Origin of the sequence: Rothia sp. HMSC064F07, assembly GCF_001837265.1 — a bacterium.
GTDB lineage: Bacteria > Actinomycetota > Actinomycetes > Actinomycetales > Micrococcaceae > Rothia > Rothia mucilaginosa.
Genome location: NZ_KV831926.1, coordinates 676,119 through 694,380, shown reverse-complemented (window position 1 = coordinate 694,380; position 18,262 = coordinate 676,119). Strand labels below are relative to the sequence as shown.

General features: G+C 62.7%; 15 protein-coding genes. 8 read left to right on the top strand and 7 right to left on the bottom strand.

Features of this window, described 5'->3' with window-relative positions:
- Window positions 1-109: 109 nt before the first annotated feature.
- The 6 genes from HMPREF2712_RS05370 to HMPREF2712_RS05345 all read left to right on the top strand — a co-directional run bounded on the left by HMPREF2712_RS05370 (window position 110) and on the right by HMPREF2712_RS05345 (window position 7,682).
- The gene (locus HMPREF2712_RS05370; RefSeq protein WP_012903182.1) at window positions 110-805 is read left to right on the top strand and encodes a 3'-5' exonuclease; all 696 of its coding nucleotides are present in this window, start codon (window positions 110-112) and stop codon (window positions 803-805) included.
- Window positions 806-970: 165 nt separating this feature from the next.
- Window positions 971-2,338: a threonine/serine exporter family protein gene (locus tag HMPREF2712_RS05365; RefSeq protein ID WP_070819460.1), complete on the top strand. Its 1,368-nt coding sequence runs from the start codon at window positions 971-973 to the stop codon at window positions 2,336-2,338.
- A gap of 209 nt (window positions 2,339-2,547) precedes the next feature.
- Window positions 2,548-3,897, top strand: a complete 1,350-nt coding sequence (hemL, locus tag HMPREF2712_RS05360; protein ID WP_070819459.1) for a glutamate-1-semialdehyde 2,1-aminomutase — start codon at window positions 2,548-2,550, stop codon at window positions 3,895-3,897.
- Between the two features lie 32 nt (window positions 3,898-3,929).
- Entirely contained in the window at window positions 3,930-5,111 is a 1,182-nt protein-coding gene (locus tag HMPREF2712_RS05355; protein ID WP_049349425.1) for a hypothetical protein, read from the top strand.
- Between the two features lie 144 nt (window positions 5,112-5,255).
- Window positions 5,256-6,449, top strand: coding sequence for a carboxylate transporter (locus HMPREF2712_RS05350; protein WP_070819458.1), 1,194 nt, complete (start codon window positions 5,256-5,258; stop codon window positions 6,447-6,449).
- Window positions 6,450-6,677: 228 nt separating this feature from the next.
- Window positions 6,678-7,682 (top strand): transcriptional regulator, encoded by a 1,005-nt coding sequence (locus tag HMPREF2712_RS05345; RefSeq protein WP_246828675.1) that lies wholly within the window; start codon window positions 6,678-6,680, stop codon window positions 7,680-7,682.
- 91 nt (window positions 7,683-7,773) lie between these two features.
- Here HMPREF2712_RS05345 and hemB read toward each other — a convergent pair whose 3' ends face one another.
- The 7 genes from hemB to hemE all read right to left on the bottom strand — a co-directional run bounded on the left by hemB (window position 7,774) and on the right by hemE (window position 16,310).
- The gene (gene hemB, locus HMPREF2712_RS05340) at window positions 7,774-8,775 is read right to left on the bottom strand and encodes a porphobilinogen synthase (protein WP_070819456.1); all 1,002 of its coding nucleotides are present in this window, start codon (window positions 8,773-8,775) and stop codon (window positions 7,774-7,776) included.
- 35 nt (window positions 8,776-8,810) lie between these two features.
- Entirely contained in the window at window positions 8,811-9,719 is a 909-nt protein-coding gene (locus tag HMPREF2712_RS05335) for a uroporphyrinogen-III synthase (RefSeq protein ID WP_083323944.1), read from the bottom strand.
- A gap of 5 nt (window positions 9,720-9,724) precedes the next feature.
- A complete protein-coding gene (locus HMPREF2712_RS05330; protein WP_049337881.1) occupies window positions 9,725-10,858 on the bottom strand; it encodes a hydroxymethylbilane synthase in 1,134 nt (377 codons plus the stop codon).
- A gap of 181 nt (window positions 10,859-11,039) precedes the next feature.
- Window positions 11,040-12,488 (bottom strand): ferrochelatase, encoded by a 1,449-nt coding sequence (locus HMPREF2712_RS05325; protein ID WP_070819455.1) that lies wholly within the window; start codon window positions 12,486-12,488, stop codon window positions 11,040-11,042.
- Window positions 12,485-13,306 (bottom strand): hydrogen peroxide-dependent heme synthase, encoded by an 822-nt coding sequence (gene hemQ / locus HMPREF2712_RS05320; protein WP_070819454.1) that lies wholly within the window; start codon window positions 13,304-13,306, stop codon window positions 12,485-12,487. Before hemQ ends, HMPREF2712_RS05325 begins: the two co-directional genes overlap by 4 nt.
- A gap of 114 nt (window positions 13,307-13,420) precedes the next feature.
- Window positions 13,421-14,971 carry a protoporphyrinogen oxidase gene (gene hemG / locus HMPREF2712_RS05315; protein ID WP_070819453.1) on the bottom strand — a complete coding sequence of 517 codons (1,551 nt, stop codon included), beginning with the start codon at window positions 14,969-14,971 and terminating at the stop codon, window positions 13,421-13,423.
- 139 nt (window positions 14,972-15,110) lie between these two features.
- Window positions 15,111-16,310, bottom strand: a complete 1,200-nt coding sequence (gene hemE / locus HMPREF2712_RS05310; protein ID WP_070819452.1) for a uroporphyrinogen decarboxylase — start codon at window positions 16,308-16,310, stop codon at window positions 15,111-15,113.
- A 221-nt stretch (window positions 16,311-16,531) separates the two neighbouring features.
- On the opposite strand from hemE, the gene HMPREF2712_RS05305 reads away from it, so the two are divergent.
- Both HMPREF2712_RS05305 and HMPREF2712_RS05300 read left to right on the top strand, forming a co-directional pair.
- Window positions 16,532-17,794, top strand: coding sequence for a glutamyl-tRNA reductase (locus HMPREF2712_RS05305; RefSeq protein WP_070819451.1), 1,263 nt, complete (start codon window positions 16,532-16,534; stop codon window positions 17,792-17,794).
- Window positions 17,795-17,993: 199 nt separating this feature from the next.
- The gene (locus HMPREF2712_RS05300) at window positions 17,994-18,221 is read left to right on the top strand and encodes a DUF3107 domain-containing protein (RefSeq protein ID WP_070507618.1); all 228 of its coding nucleotides are present in this window, start codon (window positions 17,994-17,996) and stop codon (window positions 18,219-18,221) included.
- The last annotated feature ends 41 nt before the right edge of the window (window positions 18,222-18,262 follow it).

The following is an 18,262-nucleotide window of genomic DNA, read 5'->3' as shown; positions in this document are numbered from 1 at the left end:
CATGCCCTTGTTGGATGTCCCATATCTATATCTAGCTTCCAGCTCACCAGTCAGGGAGCCAATGACGACCGGGCGCGCGCTTGCACCGCCGCTGGGTTAGTCTTATAGCATGACCTGGATGAACGGCCTGCGCGCCACTTTTGACCTTGAAACCACCGGTGTGGACGTCACCACCGCCCGCATCGTGACTGCTTCCCTGATCCTGCTGGACCCTCAGGGTAATGTGGTGCGCCGTGGCGAGTGGCTTGCCGACCCCGGCGTTGAGATCCCTGCCGGTGCCGCCGCCGTGCACGGTATTACGACTGAGTACGCGCGTGAGCACGGCCGTCCCGCCCGCGAGGTCGTGTGGGAGCTTGCCGGTGCGATTGGTGCGCTGAACCTTGACGGTGTGCCGATTATTGCGTTCAATGCCGCCTACGATTTTTCGGTGCTGCACCACGAGATGCTGCGCCACAATATTGCCAACGGTGAGCTGCCGCCGGGTGTGGTGCTCGACCCGTATGTTCTGCATAAGCACGTGATTCCGCGTAAGCGCGGCAAGCGCACCCTTGAGGTTCTTGCCGCCGAGTACGGTGTCTCCCTGGAGAATGCGCACACCTCCGCTGATGATGCCCTGGCGGCGGAGCGTCTGCTGGTGAAGCTGACCGAGCAGTTCCCCGAGGTCCTCAACGTGGATGCACGCCAGCTGCACGAGCAGCAGATTCAGTGGGCGGCGGAGCAGGCGGCGAGCTTCCAGGCGTGGTTGCGTACGCAGCCGGGTAAAGAATCTGAGGTCATTGACGGCCGCTGGCCCGTGCGCCGCTAAACCTGCGCCGCTAAACCTGCGCCGCTAAAAACCTAGGTAGCGCCCCAAACACCTCTCCTTTACTGACGGGCTGACACTATCCCCGCAGGGGCTTCTCCCCTATGCTAGATAAGGAACCGCACCTACACGAATAGCACGTGAATAGCACGACCCGGAAGGCCTCTCATGGATGATCAGCCCCGCACCCCCGAGCCGTACCCTGACACTAATACGCGCAGTATTTATCTGGGGTCTACCCGTCTGGCTCATGAGCACCTGGTGGCGCAGTCGCAGGTGGTGCTCCGCCTGGGTCGCATCCTGATGAAGTCGGGTGCGAGCGCGTACCGTATTAAGGCGTCGATGGCGCGTTTGGCAAAGGCTGTGGGGTTGAAGGAGCATCACGCGCAGGTGACCTTCACCGAGATTTCGACCTCTTCGTACACGGAGGGTAATTTCCGTACCGAGGTCGCTGAGCAGCGCACGATGGGCATTAACGCTCATAAGCTGGATCAGTTGGGTAAGTTCATTTCTGAGCTTCCTGAAAAGATCACCCCTGCGGAGGCGAATGCTGAGCTTGACCTTATTGATTCGGCGAAGCCTCTGTACACCCGCTGGATGTTGGCGCTGGCGTCGGCGGTGGCGTGTGCCGGGTTCGCGTTCTTGAACCGTGGCGGTCTGGTGGAGTGCACGGTGGTGTTCTTCGCGGCGGGTGCCGGCCAGTTTTTGCGTTCGACCCTGCTCAAGCGCGGGGTGAGCCATTTGGCAACGTGGATGGCGTGCGGCTTCCTGGCGGCGGGCCTGTACATTGCGATTGTTAATGTGCTGGTCGCGGTGGGTTGGATTAGCCCGAACCATATGATTGGTTTCATTTCGTCGGTACTGTTCTTGGTGCCCGGTTTCCCCATGGTGACGGGCATGCTCGATATTTCCCGCATGGACTTTTTGGCGGGTATTTCGCGTCTAACCTATGTGGGTTTGTTGTTGCTGAGTGCGTCATTTGCGGTGTGGGTTTTGGGTTCACTCTTCCACCTGCCGTTGGCGGCTCCTGCGCCTCTTAACCTTGACCCGACCCTGTATTTGGTGTTGCAGGTGCTTTCCTCGGGTGTTGCGGCGGCTGGCTTCGCGATGCTTTTTGCCGCTTCCCCGGTGGCGTGTGTGTGGGGTGGCGTGATTGCTGCGGTGGCGAACCCCGTCCGTATTCACATGGTGGAGGCGGGCATGCCCGCGCATATGGCAGCGACGATTGCCGTGTTTGGTGTGGGTATTTTGGCTGAGATTGTGGCGCCGCTGCATCAGCGTAAGTACACCCGTATTTCCCTGTCGGTTCCGGCGGTGGTGACGATGGTTCCGGGTGTTCCGTTCTACCGTTCGATGTCGCATTTTGCTAGCGGTGACATGTACTCGGCGGCGAGCGGTTTCGTGCAGTCCCTGCTGATTTTCATGGCGTTGGGTATGGGCCTGGCGTTTGTGCGTCTGCTCTTTGATAAGAACTGGCTGTTCGATCAGGACACTCAGGTGCTCAACCGCCTGGACACTGACCGGCACCTGCGTTAGCGCGTTGCGCATCCTCTCTGTTCCCTAACTTGTCTGTTGTGTTTTATCGTCACCTTTCGGTACGTTCAGGTGCTTGTCACCTGCGGTTCATCTGTAGCGCCTATGATGGTTAGGTACGGGACGCTAGTAGCGTGCGGGCTCCGTTGCCCGTTGCACGTCGTCCCTTGTAATTCTTTAGTTCGCCGTCCCTGTTGAAAGGCACCGATACGATGACTCCTTCCTCTACCCACCCGCTGCACCACGAAGCCAGCGAGAAGCTGTTTGAGCGTTCTCGCGCAGTGATTCCCGGCGGCGTGAATTCCCCGGTGCGTGCTTTCAATTCTGTGGGCGGCACCCCCGCGTTTGCGGCGAAGGCTAAGGGCGCTTACCTGTACGATGCAGACGGCAACGAGTACGTTGACCTGGTCTGCTCGTGGGGTCCGTCGATTCTGGGTCACGCGCATCCGCAGGTGGTTGAGGCTGTTCAGCAGGCGGCTGAGCGCGGCCTGTCGTTTGGTGCGGCGAGCGCGCCGGAGGCTGAGCTGGCTGAGCTGGTGGTCAACCGTATTAATGCGGCGATTCCCGGCGCAATTGATCAGGTGCGTATGGTGTCGACCGGTACCGAGGCGACCATGACTGCGATTCGTCTGGCGCGTGGTGTGACTGGTCGCGACAAGATTATTAAGTTCGCGGGCTGCTACCACGGTCACGTGGATGCGCTGCTCTCTGAGGCTGGTTCGGGTGTGGCTACCCTGGCACTGCCGGGTTCTGCTGGCGTGACTGCCGCAACCGCCGCGGAGACCATCGTTCTGCCCTATAACGACCTGGACGCTGTACGTGAGGCGTTCGCGAACCATGAGGGTCAGATTGCCGCGATTATTACTGAGGCGGCGCCCTGCAACATGGGCGTGGTGACCCCCGAGCCCGGTTTCAACCGTGGCCTGCACGAGATTGCTCATGCGAACGGTGCGCTCGTCATTTTTGATGAGGTGCTGACCGGTTTCCGTGTGTCTTCGGCTGGTTACTGGGGTTACGCGGCTCCCGAGGATGGCGGCTGGGTTCCCGATATTTTCACGTTCGGCAAGGTCATTGGTGGCGGTATGCCCATCGCGGCGCTGGCCGGTAAGCGTGAGGTCATGGAGTACCTGGCACCGGTCGGCCCCGTCTACCAGGCGGGTACCCTCTCCGGTAACCCGCTGTCGGTTGCGGCGGGTATTAAGACCCTGACCCTGGCTGATGCCGCCGTCTACGCGCACCTGGATTCCCGCAGCGCCCAGCTGCAGCAGGCTCTGACCGAGGCGTTCAACGCCGCCGGTGTGGACCACTCCATCCAGAACGCCGGTAACCTCTTCTCGGTGGCGTTCGGCACCTCCGAGGCGGGCGTTCACAACTACGCCGACATCAAGGCGTCCGCAACCAGCCGCTACAACGCGTTCTTCCACTCCATGCTCGAATCCGGAGTGTACCTGCCGCCGAGCGCGTTCGAGGCGTGGTTCGTTTCTGCCGCCCACGACGATGAGGCGATGGACCGTATCATCTCGGCTCTTCCGGCTGCCGCAGCTGCTGCCGCATCCGCGTAGGAGTTTGAGAGACGTAAGGAGGTGAGCCGCTCATGGATCTGAGCGCTCTGGGACTGCCTATGGAGCAGCTACGCGACGTGTGGCTGATCGCCTTCATGGTGTACCTGGGCTTGTGCCTGCTGGTGGATATCGCCTACCCGGTGCCCATCAAGAAGGAGAAGGCTGCCGAACTGTACCTTGAGGTGTCCGGCTCGCCCGTTGATGAGGCGCGCCGCGCCACCGCGGAACGCACCGCGATGGGTGCGCCGCTGAGCTCCTCCCGCAAGGGTAGCGCCACGAAGAAGGCGAAGAAGAAGCTGGATTCCATTGAGGGCGCCGGCGTGTTTAGCGGCTGGTTCCACGTGGTCATGTACCTGTGGGGCTGGATTGTGGCGGTCTCTATCTTCACCCTGTACTGGGATATCGTGTACGACGGTGTTGTACTACCGGCGCTGATTCTGCCGTTCCTCATGGTGTACCTGGGTGCGCGTATTGGCCGCCGTCAGTGGCGTGCAGTTCGCGGATACAGCAAGGACGACCGTGTGCTGGGCATGCCGCGCATCTACTCGGCGACGCTGGGTAAGCTGAGCGCACCGTTCCGTGTGCGCGGCACGGTGCCGGGTGTAGAGCCGATCCGTGACGACCGCACCGCCTACTGGATCCTCGGCGGTATTGCGTTCCTGCTCGCCTCGGTCTTCCTGGTTTCGTTGGCGGGCTGGAGCATTGACGAGGATTGGGAAGCGATCTATATCGGTCACGCATCCTGGTTCTTGCTGGCGGCGGGCGTTCTGCTGATTATCATATTGCTGATGCGTAGCCGCGATTACGTGCTGTACAACCCGGATTCGTTCCAGGCTGGGCGTCTGCTCCTTCCGGCGAAGTCCCGCCCCTACTCTGAGGTTCGCGCATTCCGTGTGTACCCGAAGAACCCGGACGCTATCAAGCTGAACCCGAAGGACGCGAGCCAGTGGACGCTGGAGATTCTGCTTCCTGGCGGCCGCAAGCACGACTATTCGCTGAATGAGCACCAGATTGATTGTTTGGTGGCGCAGATTGCGTTCAATATTGAGCAGGGACGCTGGGCGCAGCTGGATTCGCCGGCGGACCGTGAAATGTTGGCGAAGTACTTCGTGGACGGCCGCGTGATCTGCACGACCATGGGGTACAAGCCTGCCGGTAAGCATGCGGAGGAGGCGGCACGCCGCGCGTCCTTCCAGAAGGCGCAGTACAAGTAAACCTGCAGCCTATATACCGCGAGAAGCCACATGTGTTTCGAGAAGCCACATAAGACGTGGCTTTTCGAAACACATGTGGCTTCTCAGCATCGTAGACACACCATCACGAACACACCATCACCGACACCGTAGAGAGGACAACTCATGGACCTTACAGCCTTGGGCCTGCCCCTGGAGCAGGTGCGCAACGTATGGCTGGTGGCGTTCTTCATCTACCTGGCGTGCTGCCTGCTGGTGGAGGTCGCCTACCCGACGCTCATTGGCGCCTCGCGAGCGCGCGAAGTCTACACCTCGGTGATGGGTTCCCCCGTCGAGGATGTGAAGGAGGCAATTACAGAGCTCGCGGATGCTGGCACTCACCTCACCTCCGAGCAGGAAGAAGCGGCATTCCGCAGGGCTGACGCCCAGCTGGAAAGCATTAAGGGCTCGAACATCATTATGGATTTCGGGCATATCCTCGTGTACGGCTGGGCGTGTGTCATCGTCTATTCGACGTTCGTTCTGTACTGGGATATTGCGTACGACGGGATCCTAATTCCGGGGCTGCTTCTGCCGTTCCTCATGGTGTATTGGGCGGCGCGCTGGGGTCGCCGCGGCTGGCGCGTCGCACGCGGTTTCAGCCCAAATGAACGTCATCTGGGCATGCCCACTATTTACACCAGGACGCTGGGTCGGCTCAGTGCCCCGTTCCGCGGCACGGTCGCCATGCCCAGTAGTGAACCCATTCAAGTTGATTGGAAGGGGCAGGGAATCTTCCTCTTTGTGGCTCTTCCTGTCGGTGGTTTCTTCCTGCTCTGCTACCTTCATTCGCTCGCGAACACCGAGCTGCTCGAGTATGTACCCACCTACATCGGTAAGACCTCAATAGCGTTTCTTGTTGTCTACGCGCTAGCCATTCCGTACCTGTGGTGTACGGTGCGTTCGTACTACCAGTTCACGCCGACCGTGGTGAAGCGTGGGCGTATTTTCCGTTCGCCCAAGGTCTATCAGTACTCCGATATTGAGCGGTTCAAGGTTTACCCCTGGTACACGGGCGATCCCGAGGATATAGACCCTGATCAGCAGATGCCCAGTGATTGGCGTCTTGCCGTCACTTTCTCTAACGGTTCTCTAGAGACTTTTGGCTTCGGGGATTACCGTATCGATTGTTTGGTGGCGCATATTGCGTTCAAGCTGGAGCAGGAACGCTGGGCAGATGTGGATTCCCCGGCGGACCGCGAGAAGTTGCCCCTGTATTTTGTGGAGGGGCGCGCTATCTGCCTGACGCTGGGTTACAAGCCGGCGAATGAGCTGACGAAGAAGGCGGCGCGTATCGCGTCCTTCCGTGCAGTGGATTAGCGGCTGGCGCGAGGCCACACACCATCACCGACACCGTAGAGAGGACAACTCATGGAGCTCAGCGCTTTGGGGATACCCCTAGAGCCAGTACGCTACATATGGCTCATCGCCTTTATCGTTTACATAGGGTTATGCATAGTACCCGCTATCACCCATCCGGCAACTATCAGCAGGGAAAAGGCGAAGGAGCTCTACATCGCCCGTTACGGCTCCCCCATCAACAATGCAATGAGGTATGCCGAACGTCGTTCCCTGGAGGGTAACCCGCTACCAAAACATAAACTGCGCTCTAACCTCACCCGTGCCCGCAAAGAAATCGATAGCGTATACGGTATCTCCTCGATTGAGGCTTGGTTCCACGTGCTCATGTATGTGTGGGCATGCCTTGTCGCACGGTCCATCTTTCGTCTGTACACAGATATTGCCCATAATGGCATTCTGCTACCGGCTCTGTTGTTGCCGTTCTACATGGTGTTCGTGGGTGCACGTTCAGGTCGCCGCACCTGGCGTAAAGCCCGCAGCATCGACGCGGATGACATTACAGCCGGATTGCCTCAAATCTATAGCGCAGCATTGATGCGTCTAAACATTTTTGCTGTACCGAATGGGGCTCATCCTCAAGCTAAACCGGTTCGAGCAAAGAATGATTTCTACGTTGAAACCCACTTTGTGCTGGTTCTGGCTCTCATCGTTTTCTTCTACTCGCTGGTCGGTTGGACGATTCTGGGTGTCCGCCCTATGCCCATTGGTGGCGCATCCATAACGCTGGCAATTGTTGCCACGGTAACCGCAGTAACTCGGTGGGTTCATATGAGGCGGTACCTGCTGTTCAACCCCGATTCGTTCTACATTGGGCGGCTCTTCCTCCCCGCGAAGAAGTACCGTTACACCGATATTGTGGAGTTCTGTGTCTTCCCGAAGAACCCCGAACAGATCAAGCCGACCTTCTACGAACCGTCACAGTGGCAGATAGAGATCAAGGTGCCGTCCAAGATTCCGCCGAACCTTGCCAAGCGCATGCCGTGGCTGCGCAGGCACATTGTGGCGGTGCACGATGAGCGGGTCGTCTGCCTGACCTCCCAGGTTGCGTTCTACCTGGAGCAGGAACGCTGGGCGGACCTGCGCTCCCCCGCCGACCGTGAAAAGCTCGCGGAATACTTCACCAACGGCAACATTGTGTGCACCTCCCTCGGGTACAAACCCGTCAGCGAAGAGCCGGAGGAACGATCATAAACAGCGAAAAGCCACATGTGTTTCGAGAAGCCACCAAAGACGTGGCTTTTCGAAACACATGTGGCTTCTCAGCGTTCAAAGAGGGAAGGGTTTAGGCGTCCAGCTCGCGCAGCCAGCCTGCCGCCTCCGTACCGTAGTAGGTCAGGATAACGTCCGCACCTGCACGGTGAATCGAACGCAGCGACTCCAACACCACAGCCTTACGGTCAATCCAACCGTTCGCCGCAGCCGCCTCAATCATCGCGTACTCACCAGACACCTGATATGCCGCCACCGGCACGGGCGAAAACTCCGCCACCTCACGCACAATATCCAGGTAGCTACCGGCAGGCTTCACCATGACCATATCCGCGCCCTCCTCCAGGTCGGCGCGCACCTCCAGCAGCGACTCGCGGCGGTTCGCCGGGTCCTGCTGATACGTCTTACGGTCGCCCTTGAAGGTCGACTCCACCGCGTCACGGAACGGGCCGAAGAACGCCGAAGCGTACTTCGCCGAATACGCCAGAATCGACACGTCCTCGAAGCCTGCTTCGTCCAGGGCGGCGCGCATCGCCGCAATCTGGCCGTCCATCATGCCCGAGGGCGAGACGGTGTGCGCACCCGCGCGAGCCTGCGAAACCGCCATCTTGCAGTACAGTTCCACGGTCTCGTCATTATCCACCACGAGCGTGCCGTGGCCGTCATCGACCAGCACACCGCAGTGGCCGTGGCTCGTGAACTCGTCCAGGCAGGTGTCGGCCATGACCACCAGGTCGTCGCCGAACTCCTCGCGGCACACGGCAATCGCGCGGTTCAGGATGCCCTGCGGATCCCACGCGGTCGAGCCGACCTCGTCCTTATCCTCATCGCAAGGAATGCCGAACAGGTCAATGCAGCGGATGCCCGCCTCGTAGGCCTCACGCACGGCGGGGATGATGCTCTCCAGGGTGTGCTGGAACTGACCGGGCATCGAACGAATCGGCTGCGGCTCGTCGATGCCGTCGCGAACGAAGAACACCTGAATCAGCTGCGCGGGGCGCAGGGTGGTCTCAGCGACGAGGGAGCGCATGGCTGCGGTGGTGCGCAGGCGGCGCGGGCGGCGGGTGAGGTTCATGATCTCTCCTGAAAACTCGATAAAAATATGTGGTCTTAGTAGATGAGGGATGCAGCGGCGCGCGCCAAATCCTGCGGTGACGGCGAATCAGCCTGCACGTAGCGCAAGTTCAGGGCGCGGCATGCGGAGGCGGTACTCGCCCCAATCGCCACCACCGGCGGCACCGATTCGGGCGGCACGGATTCAGGCGATAGCGCGGGGGTGCCGTCCAGCAGGGCGTGCAGGCGGGAGGGGGCGGTCACCACCAGCGCATCCGGCGCGGGGGTTTCGGGGATACTCCCCTGCACGAGTGCGCGGGCGGCGCTGAGGCTCAACTCGCCGGGTGCCACCTGCTCAGCGGGCACCATGTCGTAGAGCACGCAGCGGTGGCTGTCCCAGCCCAGGTTTTTGAGGCCCTCGCGCAGGGTCGGGCGGGCGTTGGAGCCTTCCAGAACCAGCACGGCGGCTGAATCAGTCGCGGCGGAATCAGCTGCGGAGTCTACGGGGGCAGGGCGCCCAAACTCCGCGAGCATACCCACGGCACTCTGCACCTGCGGCTGAAAATCCGTGCCCAGCCCCAGCTGGGTGTGCACGGCGCGGGCGGTTGCCGCTCCCACGCAGGCGATGCGCACTCCCCCACTCGCGCAGGCGCGGGCGAACTCCGCGCCCCACAGCTCGGCACAGGCACGAACCGTGTTGGCGCTTGTGAAGCTCACCCACGCATAGTGACCGGAGGCGAGCGCCTCCAGCGCGGCGGCGTGGTCTGCGCCCGGTTCGACGGTGCGTGCCTGCTGTAGCGGGGCGAAGAGTACCCGGCACTCCCCTAACCCGTTCTGTGTGCATTCTTCGGCGAGGGCGCGTGCGAAGGCGGCGCCCTGGGCGGCGGAGCGGGTCAGCAGAACCGTGCGCGGGATATCAGCCTGCGGGGCGTCGCATTGCCGGGATTCAGAACACGAGGCAGACATGGCGCCTACTTCAGGTCCAAACCGGCCAGGGCGGCGGCACCCATCTGCAGCAGGTCTTCTGCCACGCGCACGCCCAGGCGTTCGGCGCCGGGCACGTCCAGTTCGGCGGTTGCGGAGGTATGGCGCAGCATGTCGGTGCCGTCCGGGGAAGCCACCACAACGTTAAGCACCAGGTCGCCCTCAACCACCTGCGCGTACGCGCCGATGGGGGCGGCGCATCCGGCTTCGAGGCGGCGTAGCAGGGCGCGTTCGGCGCTGACGGCGAGGCGGGTTTCGTGGTGGTTTGCGGCGATTAGAGCGCGGCCGAGGGCACGCACCGGGCGCGACACCTCGGGGTCAGACAGCACGGCGGGGTCCGGGTTCTCGAACTCGCTTTCGCGCACCTCCAGGGCAAGCGCGCCCTGACCGGGGGCGGGCAGCATGCGAGTGGGGTCAAGGTACTCGGTGATGAGTTCTTCCTTGCCCAGGCGCTTAAGGCCGGAGACGGCGAGCACCACGGCATCGCAGTCGCCGCTGCGTTCGGTGCCTACACCGTGGTCGGCGCGTTCGGAGGTTTCAGTATTCTGGCGGAGCACAACCTGCTTACCGGCGTGCTCTTCGAGGCCCTTGACGCGGCCGATGCGGGTGCCCACGTTACCGCGAATATCCACGATTTCCAGGTCGGGGCGCAGTGCACGCAGCTGGGCGGCGCGGCGGGGTGAGCCGGTGCCCACACGGGAGCCTTCGGGCAGGGTGTCGACGGTCAGACCGTCACGTGCCACGAGGGCGTCGCGGGGGTCTTCACGCTTGAGGGTTGCCGCGACCACCAGGCCGGGGCAGGGTGCGGAGGGCAGGTCCTTGAGGGAGTGTACTGCCATGTCCACGCGGTTTTCTTCGGAGGCGTTCTCGCCGTCAAGCAGACGCTGGCGCAGTGCCGCAGCGAATACGCCGGTGCCGCCGAGGGTTGCCAGGGGCCCGGTGAGCACGTCACCTTCGGTTTTGACGGTGCGCAGGGTGAAGTCCACAACCTCGGCATCTGCGGCGCTGTGGTGTGCCTGGTGTTCGGCGTAGAGGGAGGTAACGGTTTCAGCGGCAATACGGCTTTGGGTCAGGGCGAGAGCAGACCCGCGGGTGCCCAAGATGTACTCGTGATGGCTCATATCTCTCCTTTTCGGTGATGTGTGTGATAGCCCGTAGGCGTGTGCATTGCCTCTAGACGCTGTGCCCCTAGACGCTGTGTGTTTGTCTAAATTCTGGGGGTTGCCTGTAGGCACGTGCGCTCCGACCCGCCCGCACACCCCGGTGATGGGGTGTTGGGGCGAGCCGGAGCTACAGATGGTGTTAGTGGGAGCAGCATCCGCCGGAGCCGCATCCACCGGAGCGGCTGGCGGGTGCGTTCTCAGAAGCGCTGTCCTCAGCGCCGGTAGCGCCGGCTGTATACTCGGCGATGACCGGCTTCGGCGCGCCACGACCGGGCTTGCAACAACCCGGTTCGCACTCGTCGAACCAGCCGTACTGACCGCTCGCGCTCGGGGCGAGGACGCTCTCACGTTCGGGGCGCAGGTCGGCTGAAACGCCGTTCTCCACGCGCTCCTCAATGAGGCGGCGCAGCGACTCTACGTACGCCGGATGCGTGCCGGGGGTGGGGGTGCGCACGGCAACCACGCCCAGGCGCTCGCAGGTGTCCAGCGCCTCGGTGTCCAGATCCCACTTGACTTCCATGTGGTCGGAGACGAATCCGAGGGGCACCAGCACGACGCCTTCCACGGGGGCTTCGCCGTCCTCCGCCGGGTTGGCGGGGGTGGGCAGCGCCTCCAGGGCGTCGTTGACGTCCGGTTCCAGCCACGGCATGGACGGCGGGCCGGAACGGGACTGGTACACCAGCTCCCATTCGACGTTCTGCAGAAGCTGCGGGGCCTCATCGCGAACCAGCGAAAGCACGGCGCGAGCGACCTGCAGGTGCTTCTCCACGTAGGCGGAGCCGCCCTCGTAGTTCACGCCGCGCGGACCTGCCTCATTCGCCGCGGAGGTCGGCACCGAGTGGGTGCAGAACATGATCCGCAGGCGCGGGTTCAGCGAACCGCTATCGCGTGCGGCAAGCTGCTCACGCACCGTGGCGAGGCCGTCCTTCAGCCCGTCAGCGAAAGCGCGGGAGAAGCCGGGCACGTCAAAGAACTGACGAATCTTACCCACGTGCACGCGACCTTCCAGGCCGAGCTGCTCGATCGCCATACCGTAGTCTTCACGGTACTGGCGGCAACTCGAGTAGCCGGGGTAGGCACTGGTCGCCAGCACGAGCACGTTGCGGTGGCCGTTCTCGTAGGCTTCGGCGAGCACGTCCTTCACGTAGGGCTTCCAGTTGCGGTTTGCCCAGGTGATCGGGATGTGCGGGCCGCGCTCGGCGAGCGCCTGCTGCAGTGCGGCGAGCAGGGCACGGTTCTGCTCGTTAATGGGCGAGATGCCGCCGTTGGCGCGGTAGTGGGTGGCGACCTCTTCGAGGCGCTCATCCGGGATGCCGCGACCAGCGGTTACGTTGCGCAGGAACGGGATGACGTCCTCCTGCCCTTCGGGGCCACCGAAGGAGGAGAGAATCACCAGGTCGTAGGGGCGTGCCTCTTCGGCACGTTCACGGGTGATGCTGCGTTCGCTTCGGTAGTCGCCGAGGGTCTGCTCATTGAGCGTGGCGGGGCCGTTGGAGGCGGTGTTCGCCGGGTCGGTGCGGTTGGGTACCACGTCGTCCGGCAGGAGCGTGCCGTTGAGGGTTACGCCGTTGTTCGGCTGATGGCTCACGCCAGAACCTCTGCTACTTCGTCTGCGCCGATGCGGCGGCCGGTGTAGAAGGGGGTGTCTTCGCGAACGTGCAGGCGTGCTTCGGTGTTGCGGAAGTGACGCATCAGGTCGACGAGGTCCACGAGTTCGGGTGCTTCGAGGGCGAGGACCCATTCGTAGTCGTTCAAGCCGAACGATGCGACGGTGTTTGCCAGAACCTGCGGGAAGTCGATGGCCTTCATACCGTGGTTCTTGAGCATTTCTGCACGTCGTTCGGGGTTCATGTAGTACCAGTCGTAGGAGCGTACGAAGGGGTAGACGCAGACCCAGGTTTCAGGTGCCTTGCCGCGTGCGTAGGCGGGGGCGTGGTTGCGGGTGAACTCTGCTTCGCGGTGTACGCCCATGGTGGACCAGACGATGGTGGTGCCTGCGAACAGTGCGGTGCGGCGAATCTTGCGGACTGCTGCCTGCAGCTTTTCGGGGTTCTGGCCGTGGGTCCAAATCATGACGTCGGCGTTGTCGCGCATTGCGGAGACGTCGTAGATGCCGCGCAGGGTCACACCCTCGGCGGCCAGCTGCTCAACAACCTTCTCGAATTCGGCACGAGCCTCGTCGGTGTTAGCCTCTGCCGGGCGTGCGCCAGAGCGTGCGAACACGGTGTACAGGGCGTAGTGCAGGGTTTCGCCTTCTTCGCGGCCGCGGCGGTTCTCGTCAGCTGCGGAGTGCTGGACTGCGTAGCCCTTGGGTGCGCCGCCGTAGCCGTGGCCTGCGTGGGTGTAGCCGCCCTGACCTGCGCCGTGTGCGCCGCCGTAGCCGTGTGCTGCGTGATCGTGAGACATTGTGTGTTCCTTTCTTCAGCGAGGGTTCGCTGTGCTGGAGGCGCGGCTTCCGTAGCTGCGCGTTTTCTCAAATTTTTTGGTCTAGTTGCTGGTTGGTTTCTGCCGCTACGCCGTCTACTTGGCGGTTGCGGCTTTCGGGGAGGTGACGCCTTCCCAGTCCTGTGCCGCGTGGTAGATGAGGCGGTCCATCTGCTCGTAGGTGTCTTTGACGGTTAAGACCAGGCCGGAGCCTGCCGCCCAGGAGCCGACGGTGCTGAGGGTTCCGAGTTCGCTGGCGCGTTCACGGAATTCCTTGACTCGGTCGCGGTGGCCGGGGGTGGAGGCGGGCAGTACGCCGCGCCAACGCACCACGTCCGCGTCGACGAGGTTGCTGCGGGTGAGGGCTACATCCATCATGCGGGTGGCGTCGCGCAGGGCGAGGGTGATGAGCTGTTCGTCTGCGAGTGCCACTTCTGAGAAGCGGGCGTCTTCGCCGCCGCGGCCGTAGGAGAGGCGCACGACATGGCGTCCGGGGCCTGCGGCGTCGGCGACCCACTGCCACTTGGCGGTGGCGTGGGTGAGTGCCTTGGCGCGTACGGCGGTGGCTTCTTCGGAGACGAGCAGGCCGGTACCGCGGGGGTGCTTGTCCAGGGCGGGGGCATCAACGACGAGGGTGACGAGGGCGACTTCGGGGCCGGGTTCCAGGGCGGGTAGTGCGGTGGAGACGTGCGGGCCGATGAGTCGTGCCACGGTCGGGCCGTCGGTGGCGAGCACCAGGTAGTCGGCGTAGAGGGGGGTGTTTTCGCCGTCGGTGGTGTGGCGCTGGATGATGAACCACTGGCCGGTGGATTCGTCGCGGTCTACGGCGATGACGTCGAATCCGGTGACGATGCGAACGCCAGAGGCGTACAGGTCTTCGACGAGACGTTCGGACAGCTGGTTCATGCCGCCCACGATACCGGCGACCTGTGAGCCTGCGGGGGCTGCCGAACGGAAGGCGTGCGCTGCGGCGGAGAGGGAGCGGTGCTTGCGGAAGGCTTCGCGCAGACCGGGGATGGTCGCATCGACGTCGAGCTTGTCGGGGTGGGTGGAGTACACGCCGGACACGACGGGTGCGACGAGGTTGTCGAGCACTTTCTGGCCCATGCGGATGCGCACGAGCTCACCGAGGGTCTTCGCGTTCTCGCCGGCGGAGACGGGCAGGAACTTGTCCACCTGGGCGCGGCGCAGACCGTTCTTACCGATGACGGGGATTAGCGACTTATCGTTCACGTTGCCGGGGATGCCCATGATGCCGGTGCTGGGGGTGCGACGGGCGCCCTGCGGCAGGTACAGCCAGGAGCCGTAGGAGTTGGGGGTGACGATCTGGTCGCCCAGGCCGAGTTCCTTGACGAGGTCGCTGACAATGGGGCTGCGGGTTGCGAAGGATTCTGCGCCGGAGTCCAGCAGAAGGCCGCCAACTTCATGGGCACCAACGGCACCGCCGAGGTGGTGGCGCTGTTCGAGCAGGGTGACGCGCATACCGGCTGCGGCGAGGCGGCGTGCGGAGATCAGGCCGGAGGGGCCGCCACCGATAACGATGGCGGTGGGTGCCTTCTCTTTGCGGGTGAAAGCTCGTGCGTTCTGGGGCGCGGCGGAGGAACTGACCTGTGCGGTGCGGTGCGGTGCCTGGTTGGTGTGGCCCATGGTGGTTCTCCTTTGGTCTGCGTGCAGTGGAGTTGCCCATTGCGGTAACGGGTGTGGTGGTTGGTTCTGGGGGGTAGGTGTTCGGTGCAGATGCCGGAGGGTGCCCGGCATCTGCACCGTCTATTTATCGTTATTTATCCTATGCCTGCGCGGTGCGTTCATGGATATACGCCACGAGGTCGGTGAGCACCTGCGGGTCGGTGGTCGGGGGTACGCCGTGGCCGAGGTTGACCACGTGCGAGGGGGCGGCGTTACCTTCTGCGAGGACCTCGTCTACGTGTGCGTAGAGGTTTTCGCTGCCTGCGGCGAGCAGTGCCGGGTCGATATTGCCCTGCAGGGGTACGGCGCCGTTGAGCAGGGTGTTCGCTGCGGACAGCGGCAGGCGGTAGTCCACGCCGATGACGTCTGCGCCGGCTTCGTGCATGGCGGGTAGCAGGGCGGTGGTGCCGGTGCCGAAGTGGATGCGCGGCACGCCGTATTCGCGCACCATATCGAGGGCGGTTGCGGAGTGTGCCTGCACGTAGCGGCGGTAGTCGCTTTCGCCGAGGGATCCTGCCCAGGAGTCGAAGAGCTGCACGGCGGATGCGCCCGCCTCAATCTGTGCGCGCAGGAACTGGCCTGCGGTGCGGGCCGCCCAGGCGGCGAGTTCGTGCCAGGCGGCGGGGTCGGCGTGCATCATGGTGCGCGGGCGCAGGTGGTCGCGGGAGGGACCGCCTTCGACCATGTAGGCGGCGACGGTGAAGGGGGCTCCAGCGAAGCCGATGAGCGGGGTGTCGCCGAGCATTTCTACGGTTGCGGCGACGGCTTCGCGGATGGGGTCGAGGTCGCTGTCTTTGAGTTCGGGCAGGGCGCGCACCTCGTCGAGGGTGCGCACGGGCTGGTCGAGGACCGGGCCCTTACCGGGCACGATGTCGACGTTGACGCCCGCAAGCTTCATGGGAATAACGATGTCGGAGAAGAAGATGCCGGCGTCAACCTTGTGGCGGCGGACGGGCTGCACGGTGATTTCTGCGGCGAGCTCGGGGGTGAGGCAGGCATCCAGCATGGGGATGCCTTCGCGTACCTGGCGGTATTCGGGCAGGGAGCGGCCTGCCTGGCGCATGAACCAGACGGGTCGGTGGCTGGAGGGGCGGCCGGTGAGGGCGCGGAGCATGGGCGAGTCGGCGGCGACGCCTGCGCGCAGGGGGTGGTTTGCGGGTAGGTGTGCGAGCTGTTCGTCGGTGAGCAGGGGTCGCTGGGCGTCAGTGGGGTGTGCGGGCAGGGAAGGTGCCTGTGCGGTGCCCTGTGCCGACGCGGGGCCCTTTTCCGATGCGGGGGTGGTGTGCTGGTTTTCGCTCATAGTCTCTAGTGTGACAGGTTTATGTGGGCGTTTTTGCGACACTATGTCATGGTGACTCTTACCTAATGATGGCTTTCTTAGCGGTGAGGGACACCTTAGTTCGCGCTTACTCTTCGTGTCCGCTCCCCCACCGCGCAGATTTTCTTGCCCCCTACGATGATGGAACTTAGGTTCTATGAGCTTTACAGGGGCTTAGTCGGCGTGGTTATGATTAGTCTCTAGTGAGTACTTATGCATTTGTGGCATCGCACCACACCGTTGATTTGACCACCGTCGCTGCGTTGAGCGCCGGTGCCTCTGGCGTACCCGATGTTCTGGCGGCGGATATCGCACGTCAACTCGGTGTTAAGGGTGCAGTAGTTCTTGCCACCTGTAACCGTCTTGAAATGTATGTTCAGCTACACGTGTCTGCCCATGTCCCCATGGTTCGTGAGCTGATTGTTGATTCGATTGCTCAGACCTCCGGGCTGGATAAGGAGCTAGTTGCCTCCAGCTTCGACCTGTTCGAAGATGAGGAGGCGGCACGCCACCTGCTAACGGTCGCCTCCGGTCTGGAATCTGCCGTGGTGGGCGAGCGTGAAATTGCCGGTCAGGTGCGCCGCGCCCTAGCTGCCGCGCAGGCAAAGGCACAAGAGGACGACGTCCCCCTTCCCGGTGAGCTGGTTCAGCTATTTGAGCATGCGGCGCATACGGCTCGTCAGGTGGGTCAGCATACGGCGCTTGGCGCCCAGGGCCGCTCGATTGTGTCTGTTGCCCTGGATCTTGCGGACGAGGTTGCCGAAAAGGACTGGTCGACCCGCCGCGCCCTGATTTTTGGTACGGGTGCTTACGCAGGCGCGACCATTGCGGCGCTGCGCGAGCGCGGTTGCACCGATATTTGGGTCAATTCCCGTTCGGGTCGTGCCGCCGAGTTCGCGGCGAAGCGCGACGTCTTCGCAGTGCCCGAGGACGGCATGGAGCAGGCCATGGCTTCTGCCGACGTCATTATTGGTTGCTCCGGCGGCTCCGACCCGCTGCTTCCCGAGCAGATTCCGGGCGGCCACCACACGATTCTTGACCTTGCTCTTTCACGTGACTTTGATCCGTCGGTCGCTGACCTGCCGAATGTTGAGCTGATTACGCTCGAGTCGGTGCGCCTTGCCGCCCCCGAGGAGACCGAGGAATCCGTGGCGACGGCTACGCGCATTGTGGAGTCTGAGCTGGCGGCGTTTGTGTCTCGCCAGCGTTCCCGCACGATTGACTCCGCGATTGTTGCGTTGCGCTCGCACACTATGGATGTGCTGGATTCCGAGCTGGAGAAGGTACGTAACCAGTTTGGTTGCGGTGCGGCGACGGAGCAGTTTGAGCTGGCGATGCGCCGCATGGTGAAGTCTCTTCTGCACACCCCGACGGTGCGCGCCAAGAAGCTGGCATCGGAGGGCCGCGCAGAGGATTACGTGCAGGCGCTGGAGACCCTCTACGGTATTCAGGTGGAAGAGTCTTAGGAGTCGCTCCCTCCCCTCTTCCCGGCGTTTTTCGCGCGCATTTTCGCGCATCCGGCGGCGAGTATTTTATTAGCCCCCGGCGAAGTACCGCCCGTTCACGGTGCCGATGGGCGTATTCACGCTAGAGTAGATGCTAGATAAGACAGTTCCCATACCCGGCGCACGTTTGGCTGTGCCGGACTATTCTGCGAGGAGACTCATGGAAATCAAGATTGGCATTCGCCACATTGCTCGTGAAATTATTGTTGAGACCAGTGAGGCTAAGGAAATCCTCATGGAGAAGGTCTCGAAGGCTATTGAGGATGGCTCGCTGCTGCAGATTATGGATGATAAGGGCAACACCACCCTGATTTCTGGCGCTCAGATTGGCTACGTCGAGCTGGGTTCCGACGCTAAGCGTCACGTTGGTTTCGGTATCGGCGCCTAATTTCGGCGGCTGAACCCCCTTTAGCTTTAGCCCCCCCCCCC